Consider the following 18,669-nt stretch of genomic DNA (forward strand, 5'->3'; position numbering starts at 1 on the left):
ATAGACGCAAACATAGCGTCTGCAATGTTTTGGTGTCAATGGGTTCTCGGAGCGCCGAATCGGCGCCAAAAAAGTTAAACAAGGCACTTGCAATGTTTTGGTCTTGCGGGCAAGATCGACACCTAAGACCCCGACGTTGCGGGGCCATCCGGGCAACGCTGCCCGCCGGATGGTCCCCGTCCCGACCGTTTGAGCCCCACCTGTCAGATCGAGGAGCCGACGCACCATGGCCACACCCCTGCACTTTGGATTCTTCAGTTCGTTCTCGGCCCCGGCCTGGCACGCGCCCGATGACCGCATGTTCGGCGACGACTGGCCCTCAGGCGGCTACCACAGCTGGCTGGCGCGGCGCGTCGAGGCGGCCAAGTTCGACTTCCTCTTCTTCGAGGACACCTCCGGGGTCTCCCGGATCAACAACGAGAGCATCGACACCGACTTGCGCTACGCGCTCAGCGCCCCGAAGAACGACCCGGTCGCGCTGATCACCTACCTGTCGGCCGTGACGGAGCGGCTTGGGCTCGTCGCCACCGCTTCCACCTCGCTCTACCCGCCATTCCTGCTGGCCCGGCTGTATTCGACGATCGACAGCCTCAGTCGCGGCCGTGCCGGCTGGAACATCGTCACCTCCTCGGAAAACGAGTCCGCGCAGAACTTTGGGCAGGATGCGCTGCTGCCGACCCAGCAGCGCTATGACAAGGCCGAGGAGTTCGTGGAGGTGGTCTCCAAGCTGTGGGGCTCCTGGGACGCCGATGCCGTCGTCAAGGACCTGGCGAACAACGTCTACACGGATTCCAGCCGGGTGCGCTCGATCGACCACGCCGGCGAGCACTTCAAGGTGCGCGGACCGCTGAACACCTACCCCTCCCCGCAGCACCGGCCGGTCTTTGCCCAAGCCGGCGGTTCCCCGAGGGGGCGCGACTTCGCCGCCAAGCATGCGGAGCTGATCATGAGCGTGACCATCGGAGGCGTCGAGGCGATGAAGGAGTTCCGGGAGGACATCCACGCCCGCATGCGCGCCCACGGACGCGATCCGCGCGAGGCGCGCATCGTTTACGCGCTGCACCCCCACATCACGGAGAACGTATCGACGTTCCGCCGCTCGATCACGGACGAACAGCTGGTCCCGGTACTGGGCAAGCACGGCGCCCACCTGGGCGTCGACCTGCTCACCTACGACCTGGACAGGCCGTTCCCCACCGACGTCGAGGCCAGCGGCACCACCAGCATGCTCACCTCGCTGAAGGAGAAGGGCCGGCGCGGCATCACGCTGCGCGAGGCGATCATCGACTTCCACTGGGGGGACGACGAGTTGGGCTCGATTGGCCCGGCCTCGTCCATCGCCGAGAACCTCATCTCGGCGATGGACGAGGCCGGCGGCGACGGCTACATCTTCATGGCCACCCAGGACGCCAACCGCGCGGTCATCGACGGGATCATCGACGAGCTGGTTCCCGAACTGCAGCGCCGCGGCGCGATGCGCACCGACTATGCCGGCAGCACGTTCCGCGAGAACCTCTTTGCCTTCTGACGCTCCGTCCCTCAGGCCGTGGCCCCGCCACGAAGCCTCCATCGATACCTTCAGGGGAACCAATGACTGAAAACACCGAGAACAACGCCTCCGACGTGCTGATCGTGGGCGGCGGTTTCACCGGGCTGGCGGCCGCCCGCGACCTCACCCGGGCGGGCCTGTCCGTCACCCTGCTCGAGGCCCGCGACCGCCTCGGCGGGCGGACGCTGTACCGCGACAGCCCGTTGGGCCGCCCTCTCGAGATCGGCGGCGGGTTCGTGCACTGGCTCCAGCCCCACCTCTGGGCGGAGATGACCGCATACGGGCTCGAGCTCCAGCCCGTGGAGTCCGTCGATCGGGTCTACTGGATCGCCGACGGTACCGTGAACACGACCCCGCTGGGCGAGTACAAGGCCCTGCTGAGCAAGGGGCAGGGCGCCCTGTCCGCGCGGGCCCTCGAGGCGTTCCCGAACCCCTATGAACCGTTCCCGCTGACCGAGGCCGCTCTCGCGGCCGACGGCGCCTCCGTCGCCGAGACCATCGCCGAACTGGGCCTGCCGGATGACCTCACGGACATCCTGCGCGGACACTGGACACTGTCCTTCAGCGGTTCGACGGCGGACGGCGCGCTCTCGCAAGTCCTGCGCCACACCGCGCTGGCCGGCGGGGCCTGGCGCATGCGCCAAGAGGCGGCCTCCACCTACCTGATCCGCGGCGGGACCAGGGCCCTGGTCGACGCGTTCGCCGGGGACACCGCCGCCGACGTCCGGCTGGGCGCCACGGTGGCGTCGGTGCGGCAGTTCGACGGCGCGGCGGCCGTCACCACGACCGCCGGCGAGGTCTTCACCGCCGGCCACGTGATCGTCACGGTGCCGCTGAACATCCTCAATTCCATCGAGTTCGAACCTCCGCTGTCGGAGACCAAACGCGCGGCAGGACGGGAGGGGCAGGTCTCCACCGGCTTGAAGGTGTGGATCAGGGTGCGCGGCGAGGTGGACAGGTTCATCGCGTTCGCTCCCGACTCCTACCCGCTGACCATGATGGGCTGGGAGTTCGAGGTCGACGGGGACACGATCCTGCTGGCCTTCGGGCCCCGCGCCGACGAGCTCGACGTCACCGACGTGGCCGCGGTGCAGGCAGCGGTCAGCCAGTGGCGCCCGGACCTGGAGGTTGTGGCGGTCGACGCGCACGACTGGACCCGGGATCCGCTCTCCGGCGAGACCTGGGGCATGCTGCGCACCGACCAACTCTCCACCCAGATCGAGGAGCTCAACCGTCCGGAGGGCGCGGTGCAGCTAGCCGGCAGCGACCAGGCGCTGGGCTGGAACGGCCACATCGACGGCGCCATTGAAAGCGGACGCCGGGCCGCCCGCCGCATCCTCAACGCGGCGGCCGATCCGCGGGCGCTGGAGAGCGCCGCGTCCCTGGTGGGGGGAGCCTAGACGGCCCTTCCAGCGACACGGCACCGGCGCCAGCGGCCAGCGCCTTCCGGACCAGCTACGCGGGGCCGCTGGACGGGTCCGTTAGGCGGATTCGCTAGTGGACGGGGGCGGTTGCGGCAGTGCCGCTGTGGGCCTAGGCGGCCGGCATCGCGCCGTCGTCCTCCGCGCGGGCATCCTCCGCCCGGGTGGCCAGCAGGGTGATCAGGTCGAAGACCACGGTGGCGGCGGCCAGGCTGGTGACCTCCGCGTGGTCGTAGGCCGGGGCCACTTCCACCACGTCCGCGCCGCGCAGGTCCAGGCCGCCCAGGCCGCGCAGGACCGCCAGCAGTTCGCGGGAGAGCAGTCCGCCGACCTCGGGGGTGCCGGTGCCGGGAGCGCAGCCGGGATCCAGGACGTCGATGTCCACCGAGATGTACAGGGGCGCGTCCCCGACCCGCTCGCGGATGCGCCGGATGGCCTCGGGCACGCCGAGGGTGTCCAGGTCGGTGCTGCGCAGGATCTGGAAGCCGAAGTCGTGGTCGCGCAGGAAGTCGTCGCGGTCGTAGACCGGCCCGCGGATGCCCACGTGCATGGAGCGGTCTTCCAGCAGCAGCCCTTCCTCGAAGGCCCGCCGGAACATGGTCCCGTGGGTGACGGGCTGGCCGAAGTAGCTGTCCCAGGTGTCCAGGTGGGCGTCGAAGTGCAGCAGGGCCACCGGTCCGTGCACGCGGGCCAGCGCCCGGAGCATCCCCAGGGCGATGCTGTGGTCCCCGCCGACGGCAATCACGCGGCGGTCAGGGGACATGAGCGTAAGGGCGTGGTCCTCGATCTGGCCGATCGCCTGTCCGATGTCGTAGGGGGTGCAGTCGACGTCGCCGGCGTCCACCACCTGCAGGGTGCGCAGCGGTTCGGCGTCCAGCTCCACGTGGTAGCCCGGCCGCAGCAGCCGGGAGGCTTCCCGGACCGCCGCGGGTCCGAACCGGGCGCCCGGACGGTAGGAGGTGCCGCCGTCGTACGGCACGCCCAGGACGGCGACGTCGAAGTCGGGCACCTGGTGCAGCTGCGGCAGGCGGGCGAACGTGCCCAGTCCCGCGTAGCGGGGACTGCGGGTCGGGTCGGCGGGGCCGACGGGTTTGTGGGGGACAGCTTCGTGATGGACCATGGAAACCTTCTGTTGTCGGATTAGCTCAGCGGCAGCGGGACGACGGCGGCCAGCCGCAGCCCCGGGGTGGTCAGCAGTTCGGGGGTGCCGAGCACGGCCTCGAGCTCGGCGTCGTCCATCAGCGCCCGGGCACGGACGACGTCGATCACCCCGGCGCCGGTGCGCATGGCGTGCTGCGCGACCTCGGTGGCGCAGTGGTAGCCGATGTACGGCACCAGCGCGGTGACCAGGCCGATCGAGTTCTCCACCCCGGCCCGCAGGCCTTCCCGGTCGGCGGTGATGCCCTCGACGCAGCGCTCGGCCAGGACCGTGCAGGCGGCAGTAAGCTCCCCGACGCTTTCGAACAGGGCGCGGGCCATGATCGGCTCGAAGGCGTTCAGCTGCAGCTGTCCGGCTTCGGCGGCCATGGTCACTGTCAGGTCCTTGCCGATGACGGAGAAGGCCACCTGGTTGACCACCTCGGGGATGACCGGGTTGACCTTGCCCGGCATGATGGACGATCCGGCCTGCACGGCCGGCAGCACGATCTCGCCCAGCCCCGCGCGCGGGCCGGAGGAGAGCAGGCGCAGGTCATTGGCCACCTTGGAGAGCTTGACCGCGATCCGCTTCAGGACGCTGGAGAACTGGACCAGCGCCCCGACGTCCTGGGTAGCCTCGATCAGGTTCCCGGCCGGCACTACGGGCACGGCCGCGATCCGGGCCAGGTGGCCGCACGCCGCCGCCGCGTAGTCCGCATGGGCGTTGAGGCCGGTGCCGATGGCCGTCCCGCCGAGGTTCACCTCCCGGATCAGCCCCATCGCCTCGGCCAGGCGCAGCTCGTCCTCGGCGAGCATCACGGCGAAGGCGCCGAACTCCTGGCCCAGGGTCATGGGGACGGCGTCCTGGAGCTGGGTCCTGCCCATCTTCAGGTAGTCCCGGAACTCCACTGACTTGCGCTCCATGGCCGCCCGCAGCCCGCCCATGGCGGCCAGCAGGGAGCCGGCCGCGCGGTGCAGCCCGACCCGCAGCGCGGTGGGGTATACGTCGTTGGTGCTCTGGCCGAGGTTCACGTGCTCGATCGGGTGCACCTGGCCGTAGTCGCCCTTGGTGTGGCCGAGCAGTTCCAGCGCCCGGTTGGCGATGACCTCGTTGGCGTTCATGTTGGTGGAGGTGCCCGCGCCGCCCTGCAGGACGTCGACGACGAACTCGGCGCCGAGCTTCCCCTCCTGGACCTCGCGGCAGGCCGCGGCGATGGCGTCGGCGCGGCGGTGGTCCAGCAGGCCGAGCTGGCGGTTGGCCTCCGTGGCCGCCTCCTTCACGCAGCCCAGCGCCCAGACCAGGTCGGTGTGCAGGCCGATCGGAACGCCCGTCATCCTGAAGTTTTCCATCGCCCGGGCGGTGTGCACGCCGTAGTACGCGGCGGCGGGGACCTCCAGTTCGCCGAGCAGGTCGTGCTCGGTCCGGGTCTGCGTTCCTGTTGCCGGTATGGGCTCAGCGGACACCGAGGGCCTGCCTTTCGTCGTCGGATGGGGTGGGGGAGGGGACATTGCCGGCGGGGTCCGCGGACATCAGGCGCCCGCGCAGGTCCGCGTCCAGGGCTGCGTCGATGCAGGTCCAGGCCATGGCCTTGGCCGCATCCAGCACCGCGCGGTCCGCCGCGCCGGTGACGCAGTGCTCGGCGAATTCCTTCTGGTGGTTGACCGCCGGCAGCGAACCGATGCCGATGTAGGGGTGGATGGCCGGCAGCACCAGCGAGACGTTTCCCATGTCGGTGGAGGCCCGGTTCATCCGCATGTCAGGACCGGATTCGGTGAATCTGCGGCCCAGGGCCACGGCGTTGTCCACATAGCGCGCCAGCAGGTCCTCGTCCGTGCGGAACTCCGAGTACGGCTTGCTTTCGGCCTCGATGTCCAGGCCGCAGCCGGTGGCCAGCGCCCCGGCCTCGAAGCAGCGCCGGACCTTCTCCTCTAAGACGTCCAGCTCCGCCAGCGAGCCGGCACGGACGTACCAGCGGCCCTCGGTCACTTCCGGAATGGCGTTCGGTGCCTCGCCTCCGTTGGTCAGCACCCCGTGGACCCTGGTCCCGCCCTCCAGCTGCTGGCGCAGCATGCCGATCGCGACCTGGGCCACGGTGAAGGCGTCGGCGGCGTTGATACCGCGCTCCGGATAGGCCGCGGCGTGGGAGGCCTTGCCGCGGTAGCGGATCCTGCTGTGGGAGACGGCGAACGGTTCGGCCCGGGCCACGTCCAGCGGACCCGGGTGGACCATCATGGCCGCGTGCTGGCCGTCGAACGCGCCACGTTCCAGCAGTTCGATCTTGCCGCCGCCGCCCTCCTCGGCCGGGGTGCCGAAAACGGTGATCCTGGCGTCCAGGGCGTCGGCGATCGGGGCCAACGCCGCGGCGGCACCGACAGCCGCCGCGGCAATGATGTTGTGCCCGCAGGCGTGGCCGAGCCCCGGCAGCGCGTCGTACTCGGCGCAGATCGCCAGCCGCAGCGGCCCGCGGCCCACGCCGGCCGAAAACGCCGTCGGAAACCCGCACAGTTCCCGCTTCACCTCGTAGCCGAAACCCGCCAGTTCGCCGGTGATCCAGCCGGCGGCCTGGTGCTCCTGCCAGCCCGTTTCCGGGTTGGCGTGGATCCGGTGGGAGAGTCCCAGGATGCGTTCGGAGAGCGCGTCGATGCGGCCGGCGGCCACGTCCTTGAGGCTTTTCACAGGTCCCCCGGCACCCCGTAGCTGGGCGCGAGGGCCGGCTGCACCGCGCGCAGCTTGTAGTCGCGCTTCTGCGGACGCCACAGTTCCCAGAGGCCGGCGAGCTGGCCGATCGGATCCTCCTCCGCCCAGTCCACCCGCAGGTCCGTGACCGCCCAGGGCACGTCCTCGACCACGACCAGGCCCGCCGAATGCTCCGGGCCCTCCTCGCCGCCGGCGTCGCGGCCGGCCAGCAGGCCGGCCAGCAGCCGGTCCTCGAGCTCGCCCTCGGCCGCGGCGTACGCCTCGGCGATGGCGTCGACGACGGCGGGGGAGGAGAGCAGGTTGCCGGCCGCGACCGCGCCGTCGACCTCCACCGTGCGGTGGGTGCCGAGCGTCCGGGCGCCGCTGAAGGCTGCCGTGCGCCCGTCGCGTCCGACGGCGGTCAGCTGGCGGTACTCGGTGTCCGGTTCCTGCGCCAGGAGCTTGGCCATCGCCTCCTCCGCGCTCGATCCTGACTCCAGGAGATCCAACAGCTTCGCGCCCAGACCGGGATCGGTGATGTTTTGGGACGCCACCGCCCCGGTCCCTGGCCGCAGGTGCACGCAGCGCGCCGCAACGGAGGGGCTCGAGGACGTGACGACCATGCCGAAGGCGCCGGTGGCGGCATCCCGGGCTACGAGTGAGAAAGTCATTGGATCTCCTGGAATCGTGCTTCTTGGACGTGTGCAGGCGGGTGGGGGCCCATCAGAGACTCCCGTTCACCTTCTCGGAGAGGTTGGCCGCGTCCTTGACCAGGTCCAGGGGGCCGCTCCAGTCGAAGTTGCGGTAGACGGCCCCGAGCTGGGCGAAGGGCGGGGACTGGGCGAAGAGCTGGAAGGTCAGCCGGTGCCCGGCGTAGTCGCTGTTGAGCAGGTCGCGGGCGAAGGCCAGCAGCCGGCGGCGGTCCTCGGCCACCCAGTTGTCGTTGATGGTGTAGAACTTCTCCAGCCAGGGCGAGACCTCGGGGTCGTTGAAGGTCGCCGAGTCCGGGGTGATGCAGATCTGGCCGCCGCACAGTTCCCGGGCCGTGTGCATCATGGCCGGCAGTTGGGAGAGCGCGAAGACGCGACCGGTGTAGAGCAGGGACTGGTTGGGCATCAGCAGCCCGCCCGGGCTGGCCTCGGCGTTGGCGATCGCCGCGGTCAGGTGCGCGTTGATGCCCTCGCGGTAGCAGGCCAGCTGCGCAAGCTTCTCCTGCACCGCCTGCTGCTTTTCCAGGCCCGTCTGCTTCACGTTCCACAGCGCGGAGCCGATCATCAGGTCCGCCAGGTGCAGGGTGCGCTGGACGAACGGGAGCGCGCTGTAGCGGTGCAGGGTGGAGCGGATGAACGCGGCGGCCTTGGTGTGGCGGTAGAACAGCACGTCCTCCCACGGGATCTCCACGTTGTCGAAGACCACCAGGGATTCGACCTCGTCCACCCGGTTGGCCAGCGGGTAGTCGGCGGCCGGGGCGCGGCCGGCGAAGCCGTTGCGGGAGATGAACTTCAGGCCGGGACTGCCCAGGTCCACGACGAAGCCGACGGCGTAGTCGGAGAGCTTGTCGTTGCCCCAGTTGGCGATGGTGGGCTTGGTGAAGGCCTGGTTGGCGTACGCGGCGGCGGTCTCGTACTTGGCCCCGCGGACCACGATCCCGCTGTCGGTCTCCTTCACCACGTGCAGCAGCATGTCCGGGTCTTGGTCCTGCGGGGCCTTGGAGCGGTCGCCCTTCGGATCGGTGTTGGCGGAGATGTGGAACGGATCGCCCTTGATGGTGCGGGCGATGTGCCGGCGGATGTTCTCGGAGAACCGCGGGTCCACCTCGTTGAGCACGTCCTGGCCGTCGTAAAGGGACCACATCTCGCCGATGGTCTCGTCGCCGACGCGGGTCACCACGCCGCCGGCCTCGCGCTGGACCAGTTCGACCGCGGCGCGCTTGTCCTTCCAGTCCTGCTGCGTCTTGGGCAGCCGGTTGGCGATCGCGTTGGCTTCGCCCGTTTCCTCGTCCGCGTAGGTCATGACCTTGCGGGAGTGCTCCTCGTGGGCCAGGTCGTAGATCCTGGCCCGGACGTCCACCACGGGCTTGAACATCGGGTGGGTGGTGACGTCCTTGACCTTTTCGCCGTCGATCCAGATCTGGCGGCCGTCGCGGATCGACTCGCGGTATTCGTTTCCTGTGCGGATCACTGGGAATCCTCCTTCTTCTGCTGGCGGTGGGTGGGGCCGGAGCCGGGGTAGTCCGGGAAGACCGAGGGCTCGATCGGCTCGGGTTTGGCGTAGGCCTGGGCGCTGTAGATCAGCGGTTCGGACTCGTGGGATTCGACGTCGGTGACGCGGCCGATGTAGATCAGGTGCGTGCCGGCCTCGACCACCTCGTGGACCGTGCAGTCGAAGCTGGCGACGGCGTCGCGGATCCGGGGGGAGCCCGACGGCGCCTCGACCCACTCGCCGCAGGAAAAGTCCCAGCGTTCCTTGCCCGGCCAGGGACGGCCTGCAAAGGTGTCGGCCACGTGGTCATGCTGCTTGCCCAGGACGTTGACGGCGAAGACGCCGTGCGCGCGGATCGCCTCGTTGATCGGGCTGCGGAGATTGATGCAGACCAGCACCAGGCGTGGATCCGCGGACACCGAGCACATCGCGCTCACGGTCTGCGCGAACCGGCCCGCTTCCCCGCCCGTCGACACCACGGTGACCCCGGTGGCGACGCGCCCCATGGCGGCAATGAACTCGTCCCGGGGCGCCGCGGCCGCCGGAGTGCCGCCGGTCGCGTTGGTTGTTTGAGTGGCCATCTGAGCTGCTCCCTTGCACTTGTGCGGTTGCTTGCAACAAGTATTGGAACGGCTCAAGCCATATGTCTAACAGAAGTTTTACGTGGTTAGCATCGAAAAAACAGATGCCTCAAAGCCGCGGAAACCTCGACCGTAGGGCCTTGCGGCAGGTGGCGGCGGGGGCTTCCCGGGACCCCGGTCCGGACGGCGTGGGTCGCTTAGCCCAGCGAGCCCCGGCACTCGTCGATGAACGCGGTGGCCCGGCGGGTCGGCCGCACGCCGGAAAGGTGGACCGCGCACACGTTCAGCCCCGGGGGCGCGCCCGCCAGCGGCTTGGTGACGAAGCCGCGGCCCTCGTAGCTCATGTTGATGTTGGTGCGCTGGGTCAGGATCGAATACCCCAGGCCGCGGGCGACCAGCGCGCGCACCATTTCGAAGCTGGTGGTGCGGAACCTGATGTTGGGGTCCAGGCCCTCCGCCTCGAAGAAGGAGAGGAAGTAGTCCCCGCCGGGCGGCAGGTCGAAGAGGATCAGCGGCTCGGGAGCGAGCTGCTGCAGGGTCAGGGCGCCGTTGTCGGAGAACTTGTGGTGCTCGGGCAGGACCACGTATGGCGGCGTCGCCGCGAGGACATGGGAGCTGAAGTCCCGCGGGAACTGGGGCCGGTTGAAGTCGTAGCCGTAGAGGATGGCCAGGTCCAGGGAACCGTTGCGCAGCTGCTCCTCCAGCTGGAGCTGCGAACCCTCGACGAAGCTCAGGTCAACGCCCGGATGGTGCTCGGTGAAACTGTCGATGATGCGCGGCAGCATGATCGGGGCAAGCGTGCTGTAGCAGCCCACCATCAGGCGTCCCGAGAGCGATTCGCTGGCCTCGCGCGCCGAATTCTTCAGGTCATCCACCCCGGCCACCAGGCGGCGGGCGTCGGCGAGGACCTGCTGCCCGACCCCCGTCAGGGACAGGCCGCGGGCGTGCCGTATGAAGACCTGCACGCCAAGGGCGCCCTCCAGGTCCGCCAGGGCCGTGGAGACGGCGGACTGCGAAAGGTAGAGCCGGCCGGCGGCGGCGGTGACGCTGCCGGTTTCCGCCGCGGCGATCAGGTACTCGAGCTGCTTGAGGGTGACGCCTGACATAGATTTTTCAGAACCCCTTCATCGATTACATCTGTTTTACACGGCCCTGACTGCCCTGCATAGTCGATGTAATCCGAAAGACGCAATGACGCGAAAGGGATGGATCCGCACATGAAAGACCCGGAGCTCGACCTCCTCCTGGAGACCCTGTCCATCGACTCGACCTGGGGGCTGGAGAAGGAACTGGCGGAGTTCATCGCCGACCGGATGGAGGGTTGGGGCGTCGACGACGTGCGGCTGGTCGAATCCATGCCCGGCCGCCACAGCGTCGGCGGACGGCTGCGCGGGACCGGCGGCGGGAAGTCGCTGCTGCTCAACGGCCATCTGGACACCTACGAGGTTTCGCCGGACTGGACCCGGGACCCGTTCGGCCCCGTGGTTGAGGACGGCAAGATCTACGGCGCCGGCATCGCCGACATGAAGGCCGCCACCACGGCGTCGCTCGCCGTCATGCGGCGGATCGCCCTGTCCGGCTCGCGCCCCAAGGGCGACGTCGTCTTCCAGGGCGTCTCCTGCCACTTCGAGGGCGGGGTCGGCACCCGCTCGCTGCTGGAGGCCGGCTTCACCGCCGACGGCGCCATCTGCGGCGAGCCGACCGACAACACCATCGGCACCGTGCACCGCGGCGCCGCGTACCTGAAGATCACCACCTACGGCAAGCAGGCCCACACCTCCGCCAAGGAGTTGGGACTGAACGCGATCGAAACCATGGAGCCGATCCTGGCCGGCATGCGCCGGCTTGAAGGCACCATGCCCTACGTGGTCCATCCGGAACTGCCGGGCGGCCCGAACCTGAACATCGGCACCATCCGGGGCGGCACCAAGCACAACCAGGTGCCCGACCGCTGCGAAATGACCTGCGACATCCGCCTGCTGCCCTCCCAGGACCCGTACGACGTCAAGCTCCAGGCGGAGCAGATGATCGCGGACCTCAAGGCCGAGGATCCCCGGATCGAGGCCACCGTTGAGTTCAGCGACCACTGGCTCAGCGGTCCGCGGCTGCCCTACGAGATCGACAAGTCCTCCCCGATTTCGGCCGCGGTGGCCGAGGCGGCCGTCCGCGCAGGCGCCCAACCGGTGTATCGCGGCATCCAGTTCTGGACCGACATGGTCCCGCTCAAGCAGTTCGGCATCCCCGCCGTGAACATCGGACCCGGCACCCCGCCCTACAGCTGGGCGGACGAGTGGGTGGAACTGGCCAAGTACCGGGAAATCATCGACATCTACGCCCATGCAGTCAACCTGTGGTGCAACTAAGCCCGCCTAACTGAGCCCCTACGACCTAACTGAGCCCCTACGAAAGGCAGCCATGAACATCTCCCCGAAGTCTTCCCTGCTGGCCGGTGCCGCCGTCCTGGCCCTGGCCCTCACCGCCTGCGGCGGCAACGGCGGCGCGGCGGGCTCCTCCGCCGAGCCAGCCTCCGCGCCGAAGGTGGCCACCAATGCCGCCGGGGTCCTGAACGTCGGCATCGACCTGACCTACCCGCCCTACGACATGCTCGACGGCGGCAAGCCCGCCGGCTTCGACGTCGAGTTCATGGACGCGATGTCCGCCGAGCTGGGCCTGAAGCCGCAGTACACCGACACCCGCTTCGCGCAGATCGTCGCCGGCATCAAGGCGGACCGCTTCGACGTGATCGCCTCCACGCTCTACATCTCCTCCGCCCGCGACAAGGAAGTGGACTTCGTGCCCTATTTCCAGACCGGCAACTCCATCATCGTGAAGGAGGGAGCGGCGCCCCTGGCCACGGCCCAGGACTTGTGCGGAAAGCAGGTCGGGGTGGTCACCGCGACGGTCATTGCCAAGATCCTGCCCGCCGCCGAAAGCGACAAGTGCAAGGCAGCCGGCAAGTCCGCCATCACGGTGAAGGAATTCCCCACCGATCCGGAGGCCACCCAGGCGCTGCTTTCGGGCCAGGTCGATGCCCAGATGACCGATGCCGCCGTCGCCAAGACCGCCGTCGAGAAGTCCAAGGGCCGCCTGGGCCTGAGCAGCCAGGAACTGGTCTACCCGATCGCGGTCGGGCTGGCCGTCCAGGAGGGGAACGCGGAGATGCAGAAGGCGCTCGAGGACGGGCTGGAGGCCATGAAGGCCTCGGGCAAGTACGACGAACTGCTCACCAAGTACAACCTGGAGGCCGTTGACCCCGCGGTGCTCGAGGAATCGATGAAGCAGGCCTGACCATGACTTTCGACTGGGCCTACACCTTCTCCCTCTTCGCCGACCCGAACCTGTGGCGCGCCGCCGGCGTCGTCGTCGCCCTGAGCCTGCTCTCCTGGATCGTTGCCAACATCGCCGGCATCGGGCTGGCGCTGATGAAGGAATCCCGGTCCAGGATCCTCTCCACCGTTGCGGGGATGTACGTGTGGCTGTTCCGCAGCCTGCCGCTGCTGGTCCTGCTGGTCTTCGCCTACAACATCCCGCAGGTCTTCCCCGCCACCCAGGTGATTCTGGGGTCCTCGTTCAACGCCGCGCTGATCGCGCTGGTGCTCAGCGAGGCGGCGTACATGGCCGAGATCCACCGCGGGGGGCTGCTTTCGGTCTCCGCGGACCAGCGCGAGGCCGCCAAGGCGCTCGGCCTGCCCTACGGGTACGTGCAGCGGCACGTCGTCATCCCGCAGGCCTTCCGGATCGCCCTGCCGGCGCTGGGCAACGAGTTCGTCTCCATCCTCAAGCTCACCTCGCTGGCCAGCGTCATCTCGCTGGAGGAGATCCTGCTGGTCGGCCAGCGCCTCTACACCCAGAACTTCATGGTGCTGGAGACGCTGCTGGCGGTAGCGGTGTTCTACGTCCTGCTGGTCACGGTCTTCGACAGGCTGCGGGACCTGCTCGAGCGCAAGCTCGATGTCAGCCGCCGCCGCCCGGCCGTCCAGGGCGACCCCGATGCCGCAACGGCCGGCAGCGTGGCCCGGGGGCGTGAGCGCGTGCCGCACGAGGGCCCGACGCTGGTCAGTGCCGCCGGCGTCACCAAGTCCTTCCACGGAAACCAGGTGCTCAAGGGCGTCGACGTCGACGTGCACGCCGGTGAGGTCGTCGTCGTCATCGGCCCGTCCGGATCCGGCAAGACCACCTTCGTGCGGACGCTGAACCACCTGGAGCCGGCCGACGGCGGCAGCATCGAGGTGAACGGGCAGCTGATCGGGAACAAGCTGGGGCAGAACGGCCGCGTGGTGGCCCTCTCGGACCGTGAGCTCAGCGTCCAGCGCCGCGGCGTCGGCATGGTCTTCCAGCGGTTCAACCTGTTCCCGCACAAGACGGTGCTGGAGAACATCACGCTGGCGCCGGTGCAACTGGGCCTGATGAAGGCCGACGAGGCCACGGAGTTCGGCAGGTCCCTGCTGCGCAAGGTCGGGATGTCCGTCCACGCCAACAAGTACCCGCACCAGCTCTCCGGCGGCCAGCAGCAGCGCGTCGCCATCGCGCGGGCCCTGGCCATGAAGCCGGGCGTGATGCTCTTCGACGAGCCGACGTCGGCGCTGGATCCGGAACTGGTCTCCGAGGTCCTGGCGGTCATCGCCGAACTCGCCCAGGAAGGCATGACCATGGTCATCGTCACCCACGAGATGAAACTGGCCCGGGACGTTGCGGACTGGGTGGTGTTCATGGAGGACGGCAACGTGGTCAAGCAGGGTCCGCCGGAGACCATCTTCGGGCCCGACGCCGAACCGAGGCTCCGGCGTTTCGTCCAAAGCGTGTCGGACGTTCCGCTCGCGGTGGAGGCGCCAGCCGCGCAGTAGCCAGGTCGACGTCGCAGTAGGCGCGTAGCCTCATTCAGGGGCGCCGCCCGGCATGATGCCGGGCGGCGCCCCTGACGTTTACCGTGGAAAGCTTCGAATGACTGGTGCTGTGGCCCGCGGCACGCGTGGGCCACAGCCTCCGTCTTTTGCTTTACAGGTTGGTCCGGGCGATGGCTTCGACCTCAAGCAGTGAGGCGTCCCGGAATCTGGCCACCTCCACGGAGGTCCGTGGCGGCAGCGGCAGGCCGTCGAGGACCTCATAGTAGACCGCGTTGAATTCGGGCAGTCTGTCGATGTCGGCCAGATAGACGTTGACCTTCACCAGCCGGTCCAGGCCCGATCCCGCCTCCTCCAGGGTCCGGCCCAGCTTTTCGAGGACCAGCCGGATCTGGTCGGCGAAATCCTCGGGGACGGTGCCGTCGGGTCGGCGTGGCAGGTGTCCGCCGGCGAAGACCAGGTCGCCAACGCGTGAATACATCGGAACGGACGGGCTGGCGGCGGGCGCGGTCACTTCTGCACCCATTCCTTGGCCTGCTGGATCACTGCGTCCTCATCGAAGTCGTTGTACTGGGAAACAAGCGAGTAGTCGAAGACCTTGTCCAGCGGATAGTCCGCGACGGCGCCGTCGAGAATGCCGCCGTCGACACCCTCCATGATCAGGCGTTCCATGTCGGAGTCCTCCTGCTGCCCGTACTGGCCGGCGGAGCCGGTTTGGCCGGTCGTTTCCATCCGCAATTCGAGTTGGCTGGCGGCCATCGCTATGTTCGCCTCCGAATCCCCTGAAGTCGGCTTGCTGGCCGGGAACTTCTCCCAGTGCATCTGCACCGCGGCCTTCGGGTTCTCCCGGGAGAATACGGCGGCCTTGAAGAAGGCCCGCCACAGCCCGGCCACCATCTCGGGCTTGTTCTTCACGTCGTCCTTGCGGCATACCAGCGACGAGGTTCCGGTCAGCGAATCGGTATCGGAGGCCACGTCCACGACATCCTCCCCGAGCAGGGATTCGACGACCAGGTTGGGCCCGTCGAATCCCGAGTAGGCCTGGATGTCGCCGTTCTTGAAGGCCTGCGCGGTCTGGGCGCCATAGCCCACCGCGAGGAATTGATCGGCGCCGGGCTCCACGCCGTCCTTGCGCATCCCGATGCTCGCCACGTCCGTGGCGATCGAGGTCAGCGAGGACACCCCGATAGTCTTGCCGGCCAGGTCCTTGGACTCGGTGATCCCCAGCGAGGCAGGCGCAATAACCCGGAAGATATTGCCGGTGGTCGTCCCGACAACCACCAGACTGGGATCGTCCTTGACGGTTTGGAGCGCGTTGAAGGTGGATCCGTAAGTGCAGAAGGAGTTCCCGGAAGCGACCGACTGGATCGCCGACAGCGCCGTTTCCACCGGCTGCATATCGACCTGGAGTCCTTCTTCCTTGAAGTAACCCATTGCGTCCGGGACCGTGGCGTAGCTGGCCGAGGTCGCGCTAAGCGACTGGTCAGCGACCGCAAAGGTGACCCTGGTCAGGCCCTCGGCCTGGGCGGAATCGTCGGCGCATCCGGCCAGGCCGACCGCCAGCGCTGCCACGGCGAGGGTGGCTCCTGCTTTGTAGTTCAACGTGGGTCCTTTCGTCATTGCTTGTAGTTCTTCAAGAGGCGGTTGAGGATGGCCATGGCGACCCAGATCAGGGCCCCGAAGACGCCGAGCACGATCAGCAGTGCGAAGGTCGTGGCGACGGATCCGGTCTGGGTGGCCGACTGGATGGCGAAGCCCAGCCCCTGCCGGGCGGAAACGAACTCGGCGACAATCGTGCCGATCAGGGACAGCACGAGGGCGGTGTTCAGCGCTGGCAGGATGTAGGTGATCGCGTTCGGGATCCGCAGCTTCACCAGCACCTGCCAGCGGCCCGCCCGCAGTGACCGGAAGAGGTTCAGTTGATCCTGGTGGATATTGGTCAGGCCCACCATGGCATTGACGAGCACGGGGAAGAAGGCCATCAGGGCCGCGAGGATGACCTTGGGGAAAAGTCCGTAGCCGAAGGCCGCGATGATCATCGGAGCGATGGCAACCTTCGGGAAGGTCTGGATGATCACCAGGAACGGATACACGGCCTTTTGCAGTGATTCGGAAAAGACGAAGATGAAGCTGACCAGCAGGGCGGCGGTGGTCGCGGCGAGGAACCCGATCAGCGTGACATAGGCGGTGGCTCCGAGGTTCTTCCAGACGGCGCCGGTGGCGAACATGTCGCCGAGTGCCGTTCCGACGTCGTCGGGATGGGCCAGGATCAGCGGGGAGACCCAGACGTTGTCCGCTGCCAACCGCCACAGTGCGTAGCCCCCGGCGATCATGGCGACGGCGACGAGGCCGGCCCGGACATTGGTGGATTTCAGGGCCTGCACGGCCACGGACGCCTCGGCCCCGGCGCCGGGTGCCTGCCTGCGGTCATCTTGGTCCAGCGGCGATCGTTGCTCAAGCACTGCCATTGCGTCGTCCAATCTCGGTGGGAACACGGCCTGACTTGGCCTCTTCGAGGCTCAGCCGCACCTTGCGGATGATGTCGTAGAACTCTGGGCTGCTGCGGATGTCCCGGTAGCGCGGGCGTGCCAGCGGAACGTCGATGACGTCGTGGACGGCACCGGGCCGGGCCTTCATCACGACGATCTGGTCGGAGAGGAAGACGGCTTCCGAAATGCTGTGCGTGACGAAGATCAGCGTCTTGGGTTCGTTGGCCCACAGCGAGAGCAGTTCGTCGTTGAGGTCTTCCCTAGTGAACTCGTCCAAGGCCCCGAACGGCTCGTCCATCAGCAGCAGCCGCGGCTTGGAGATCAGCGACCGGGCGATGGCGGCGCGCTGCTCCATGCCCCCGGAGAGTTCCCGGGGGAAATGCCCGGCGAAATCCTCCAGGCCCATGAGCGTGAGCAGTTGGCGGGCATGGTCGTGGACCGACGAATCGATCTTCGCCCCGGTCAGCTGCAGGGGCAGCAGGAGGTTGTCCATGACGTTGCGCCACGGCAGCAGGGTGGGCTTCTGGAAGGCGACGCTAGTGCCGTCGCGAGGTCCCGTCACCGGGACGCCGTCGAACAGGACGCGGCCGGAGGTTGCCGTCTCCAGCCCGGCCATGATCTTCAGCAGGGTCGACTTGCCGCAGCCGCTGGGGCCGATCAGGGAAATGAACTTCCCCGGGGAGAAGTCCAGGGACGTTTCGGCCAGCGCCTGAATGGTCTTGCCCGACCGCTGGTAGCGTTTGGTGACGTTCTGGATCGATACGCTCGTTGCCGTCCCCGCAGGCGGTGCCTGGATCGCCGCCGTCATGCCATGACCTCCTGATAGAAGCGCATCCAGTTGCCCCAGAGGATGCCGTGGGTTTCCTCGTCGCTGAATCCGGCGCGGCGCAGGGCCGGGCCAAAGACTTCGAAGTCGGCCGGGCCGCGGTACCAGTCGGTTTTCTGCGCCGCTTCGCTGCCGGGGCCGCCGCTGGCCCCGGGCTGGGGACGGTGGCTCCAGCGTCCGTTGCGCATCCAGGCCAGATAGCCGGCGTCGCCGCCCTGGTTGTCGTCGGTTCCGATGCCGATGTGCTCGGTCCCGATCAGGTCCGCGGTCCTGGCCACCATCCGGGCCCAGTCATCGGTGGAGGCGTTGTAGCCCCGGGTGATGTTGTGGTAGACGGTCAGGCCGACCATGCCGCCGCGCCCGGCCAGCTCCTTGAGCAGCGCCGCGGGCTTGTTGCGGGGATGCTCGACCAGGTCCGAACAGTTGGCGTGGGTGACGGCCACCGGTTTTTCCGACAGACGGACCGCATCGAGCGAGGTCCGGTTGCCCACGTGGGAGAGGTCGATGACCATGCCCACGCGGTTCATTTCAGCGACCACTTCCTCCCCGAACCGGGTCAGTCCCGGGTCCTCCGGGTCGTAGCAGCTTCCGCCGATGTCGTTCTGGATGTTGTAGGTCAGCTGCGCGACGCGCACTCCCATCTGGTGGAAGAGGTCGACGTAGCCGAGCCGGCCCTGCAGGAAGGCGCTGTTCTGGAATCCCAGGATGATGGCCACGCGTCCTTCGGAGGCGATCCTGTCGATTTCGCCGGCCGAAGTCCCGATCCCGGCCAGGTCGCTGTTCTGGGCAATGAGCCGCTGCCAACGCACCAGTGCGTCCATGGATTCGGTGGCGTCCTCCCAGAAACCGCAGGTGACGGTGGCGCTGCGGACACCGCCGTCGACGAGGTCCTGCAGTCCCTGGCGGTCGAGTCGTGAACAAATCAGGCTGTCCAAATACATTCGTG

At 68.2% G+C, this 18,669-nt stretch carries 17 protein-coding genes; 5 read left to right on the forward strand and 12 right to left on the reverse strand.

Going from position 1 to position 18,669, the window contains the following annotated elements; translation table 11 throughout:
- Positions 1-226 precede the first annotated feature (226 nt).
- Both ABD912_RS06920 and ABD912_RS06925 read left to right on the forward strand, forming a co-directional pair.
- Entirely contained in the window at positions 227-1,528 is a 1,302-nt protein-coding gene (locus ABD912_RS06920) for an NtaA/DmoA family FMN-dependent monooxygenase (RefSeq protein ID WP_345149546.1), read from the forward strand.
- A gap of 62 nt (positions 1,529-1,590) precedes the next feature.
- Positions 1,591-2,949, forward strand: coding sequence for a flavin monoamine oxidase family protein (locus ABD912_RS06925; protein ID WP_345149548.1), 1,359 nt, complete (start codon positions 1,591-1,593; stop codon positions 2,947-2,949).
- 133 nt (positions 2,950-3,082) lie between these two features.
- On the opposite strand, the gene speB is transcribed toward ABD912_RS06925, so the two are convergent.
- From speB to ABD912_RS06960, 7 genes are all read right to left on the reverse strand, one after another.
- Positions 3,083-4,090 carry an agmatinase gene (gene speB, locus ABD912_RS06930; protein ID WP_345149549.1) on the reverse strand — a complete coding sequence of 336 codons (1,008 nt, stop codon included), beginning with the start codon at positions 4,088-4,090 and terminating at the stop codon, positions 3,083-3,085.
- Between the two features lie 20 nt (positions 4,091-4,110).
- Positions 4,111-5,616, reverse strand: coding sequence for an aspartate ammonia-lyase (locus ABD912_RS06935; RefSeq protein WP_425548033.1), 1,506 nt, complete (start codon positions 5,614-5,616; stop codon positions 4,111-4,113).
- The gene (locus tag ABD912_RS06940; protein WP_345149552.1) at positions 5,561-6,784 is read right to left on the reverse strand and encodes a M20 family metallopeptidase; all 1,224 of its coding nucleotides are present in this window, start codon (positions 6,782-6,784) and stop codon (positions 5,561-5,563) included. Before ABD912_RS06940 ends, ABD912_RS06935 begins: the two co-directional genes overlap by 56 nt.
- On the reverse strand, positions 6,781-7,455 hold the full coding sequence (locus ABD912_RS06945) for a DUF1028 domain-containing protein (RefSeq protein WP_345149554.1): 675 nt from the start codon (positions 7,453-7,455) through the stop codon (positions 6,781-6,783). The genes ABD912_RS06940 and ABD912_RS06945 overlap by 4 nt, the downstream gene beginning before the upstream one ends.
- 52 nt (positions 7,456-7,507) lie before the next feature.
- Positions 7,508-8,965 carry a 4-hydroxyphenylacetate 3-hydroxylase family protein gene (locus tag ABD912_RS06950; RefSeq protein WP_345149556.1) on the reverse strand — a complete coding sequence of 486 codons (1,458 nt, stop codon included), beginning with the start codon at positions 8,963-8,965 and terminating at the stop codon, positions 7,508-7,510.
- Complete coding sequence (locus tag ABD912_RS06955; RefSeq protein WP_345149557.1) at positions 8,962-9,567, reverse strand: flavin reductase family protein; 606 nt, start codon at positions 9,565-9,567, stop codon at positions 8,962-8,964. The genes ABD912_RS06950 and ABD912_RS06955 overlap by 4 nt, the downstream gene beginning before the upstream one ends.
- Positions 9,568-9,764: 197 nt before the next feature.
- The gene (locus ABD912_RS06960) at positions 9,765-10,673 is read right to left on the reverse strand and encodes a LysR family transcriptional regulator (protein ID WP_345149558.1); all 909 of its coding nucleotides are present in this window, start codon (positions 10,671-10,673) and stop codon (positions 9,765-9,767) included.
- Between the two features lie 111 nt (positions 10,674-10,784).
- Here ABD912_RS06960 and ABD912_RS06965 point away from each other — a divergent pair, with 111 nt between their 5' ends.
- From ABD912_RS06965 to ABD912_RS06975, 3 genes are read left to right on the forward strand one after another with little or no spacing between them, the layout of a single operon-like run.
- On the forward strand, positions 10,785-11,930 hold the full coding sequence (locus tag ABD912_RS06965; RefSeq protein WP_345149560.1) for a M20 family metallopeptidase: 1,146 nt from the start codon (positions 10,785-10,787) through the stop codon (positions 11,928-11,930).
- A gap of 52 nt (positions 11,931-11,982) precedes the next feature.
- Complete coding sequence (locus tag ABD912_RS06970) at positions 11,983-12,855, forward strand: ABC transporter substrate-binding protein (protein WP_345149562.1); 873 nt, start codon at positions 11,983-11,985, stop codon at positions 12,853-12,855.
- A 2-nt stretch (positions 12,856-12,857) separates the two neighbouring features.
- Positions 12,858-14,411, forward strand: coding sequence for an amino acid ABC transporter permease/ATP-binding protein (locus tag ABD912_RS06975; protein ID WP_345149563.1), 1,554 nt, complete (start codon positions 12,858-12,860; stop codon positions 14,409-14,411).
- Positions 14,412-14,562: 151 nt separating this feature from the next.
- Here the strand turns inward: ABD912_RS06975 and ABD912_RS06980 are convergent, their stop codons facing one another.
- The 5 genes from ABD912_RS06980 to ABD912_RS07000 are packed head-to-tail and all read right to left on the reverse strand — an operon-like array spanning position 14,563 to position 18,664.
- Positions 14,563-14,922: a RidA family protein gene (locus ABD912_RS06980; protein ID WP_345149564.1), complete on the reverse strand. Its 360-nt coding sequence runs from the start codon at positions 14,920-14,922 to the stop codon at positions 14,563-14,565.
- On the reverse strand, positions 14,919-16,010 hold the full coding sequence (locus ABD912_RS06985; RefSeq protein WP_345149565.1) for an ABC transporter substrate-binding protein: 1,092 nt from the start codon (positions 16,008-16,010) through the stop codon (positions 14,919-14,921). The genes ABD912_RS06980 and ABD912_RS06985 overlap by 4 nt, the downstream gene beginning before the upstream one ends.
- A 14-nt stretch (positions 16,011-16,024) precedes the next feature.
- Positions 16,025-16,876 carry an ABC transporter permease gene (locus ABD912_RS06990; RefSeq protein ID WP_345149566.1) on the reverse strand — a complete coding sequence of 284 codons (852 nt, stop codon included), beginning with the start codon at positions 16,874-16,876 and terminating at the stop codon, positions 16,025-16,027.
- On the reverse strand, positions 16,863-17,705 hold the full coding sequence (locus ABD912_RS06995) for an ABC transporter ATP-binding protein (protein ID WP_345149568.1): 843 nt from the start codon (positions 17,703-17,705) through the stop codon (positions 16,863-16,865). Before ABD912_RS06995 ends, ABD912_RS06990 begins: the two co-directional genes overlap by 14 nt.
- Positions 17,702-18,664, reverse strand: coding sequence for a dipeptidase (locus ABD912_RS07000; protein WP_345149569.1), 963 nt, complete (start codon positions 18,662-18,664; stop codon positions 17,702-17,704). Before ABD912_RS07000 ends, ABD912_RS06995 begins: the two co-directional genes overlap by 4 nt.
- Positions 18,665-18,669 lie beyond the last annotated feature (5 nt).

Source organism: Arthrobacter ginkgonis (assembly GCF_039540195.1).
In the GTDB taxonomy this organism is placed as follows: domain Bacteria; phylum Actinomycetota; class Actinomycetes; order Actinomycetales; family Micrococcaceae; genus Zafaria; species Zafaria ginkgonis.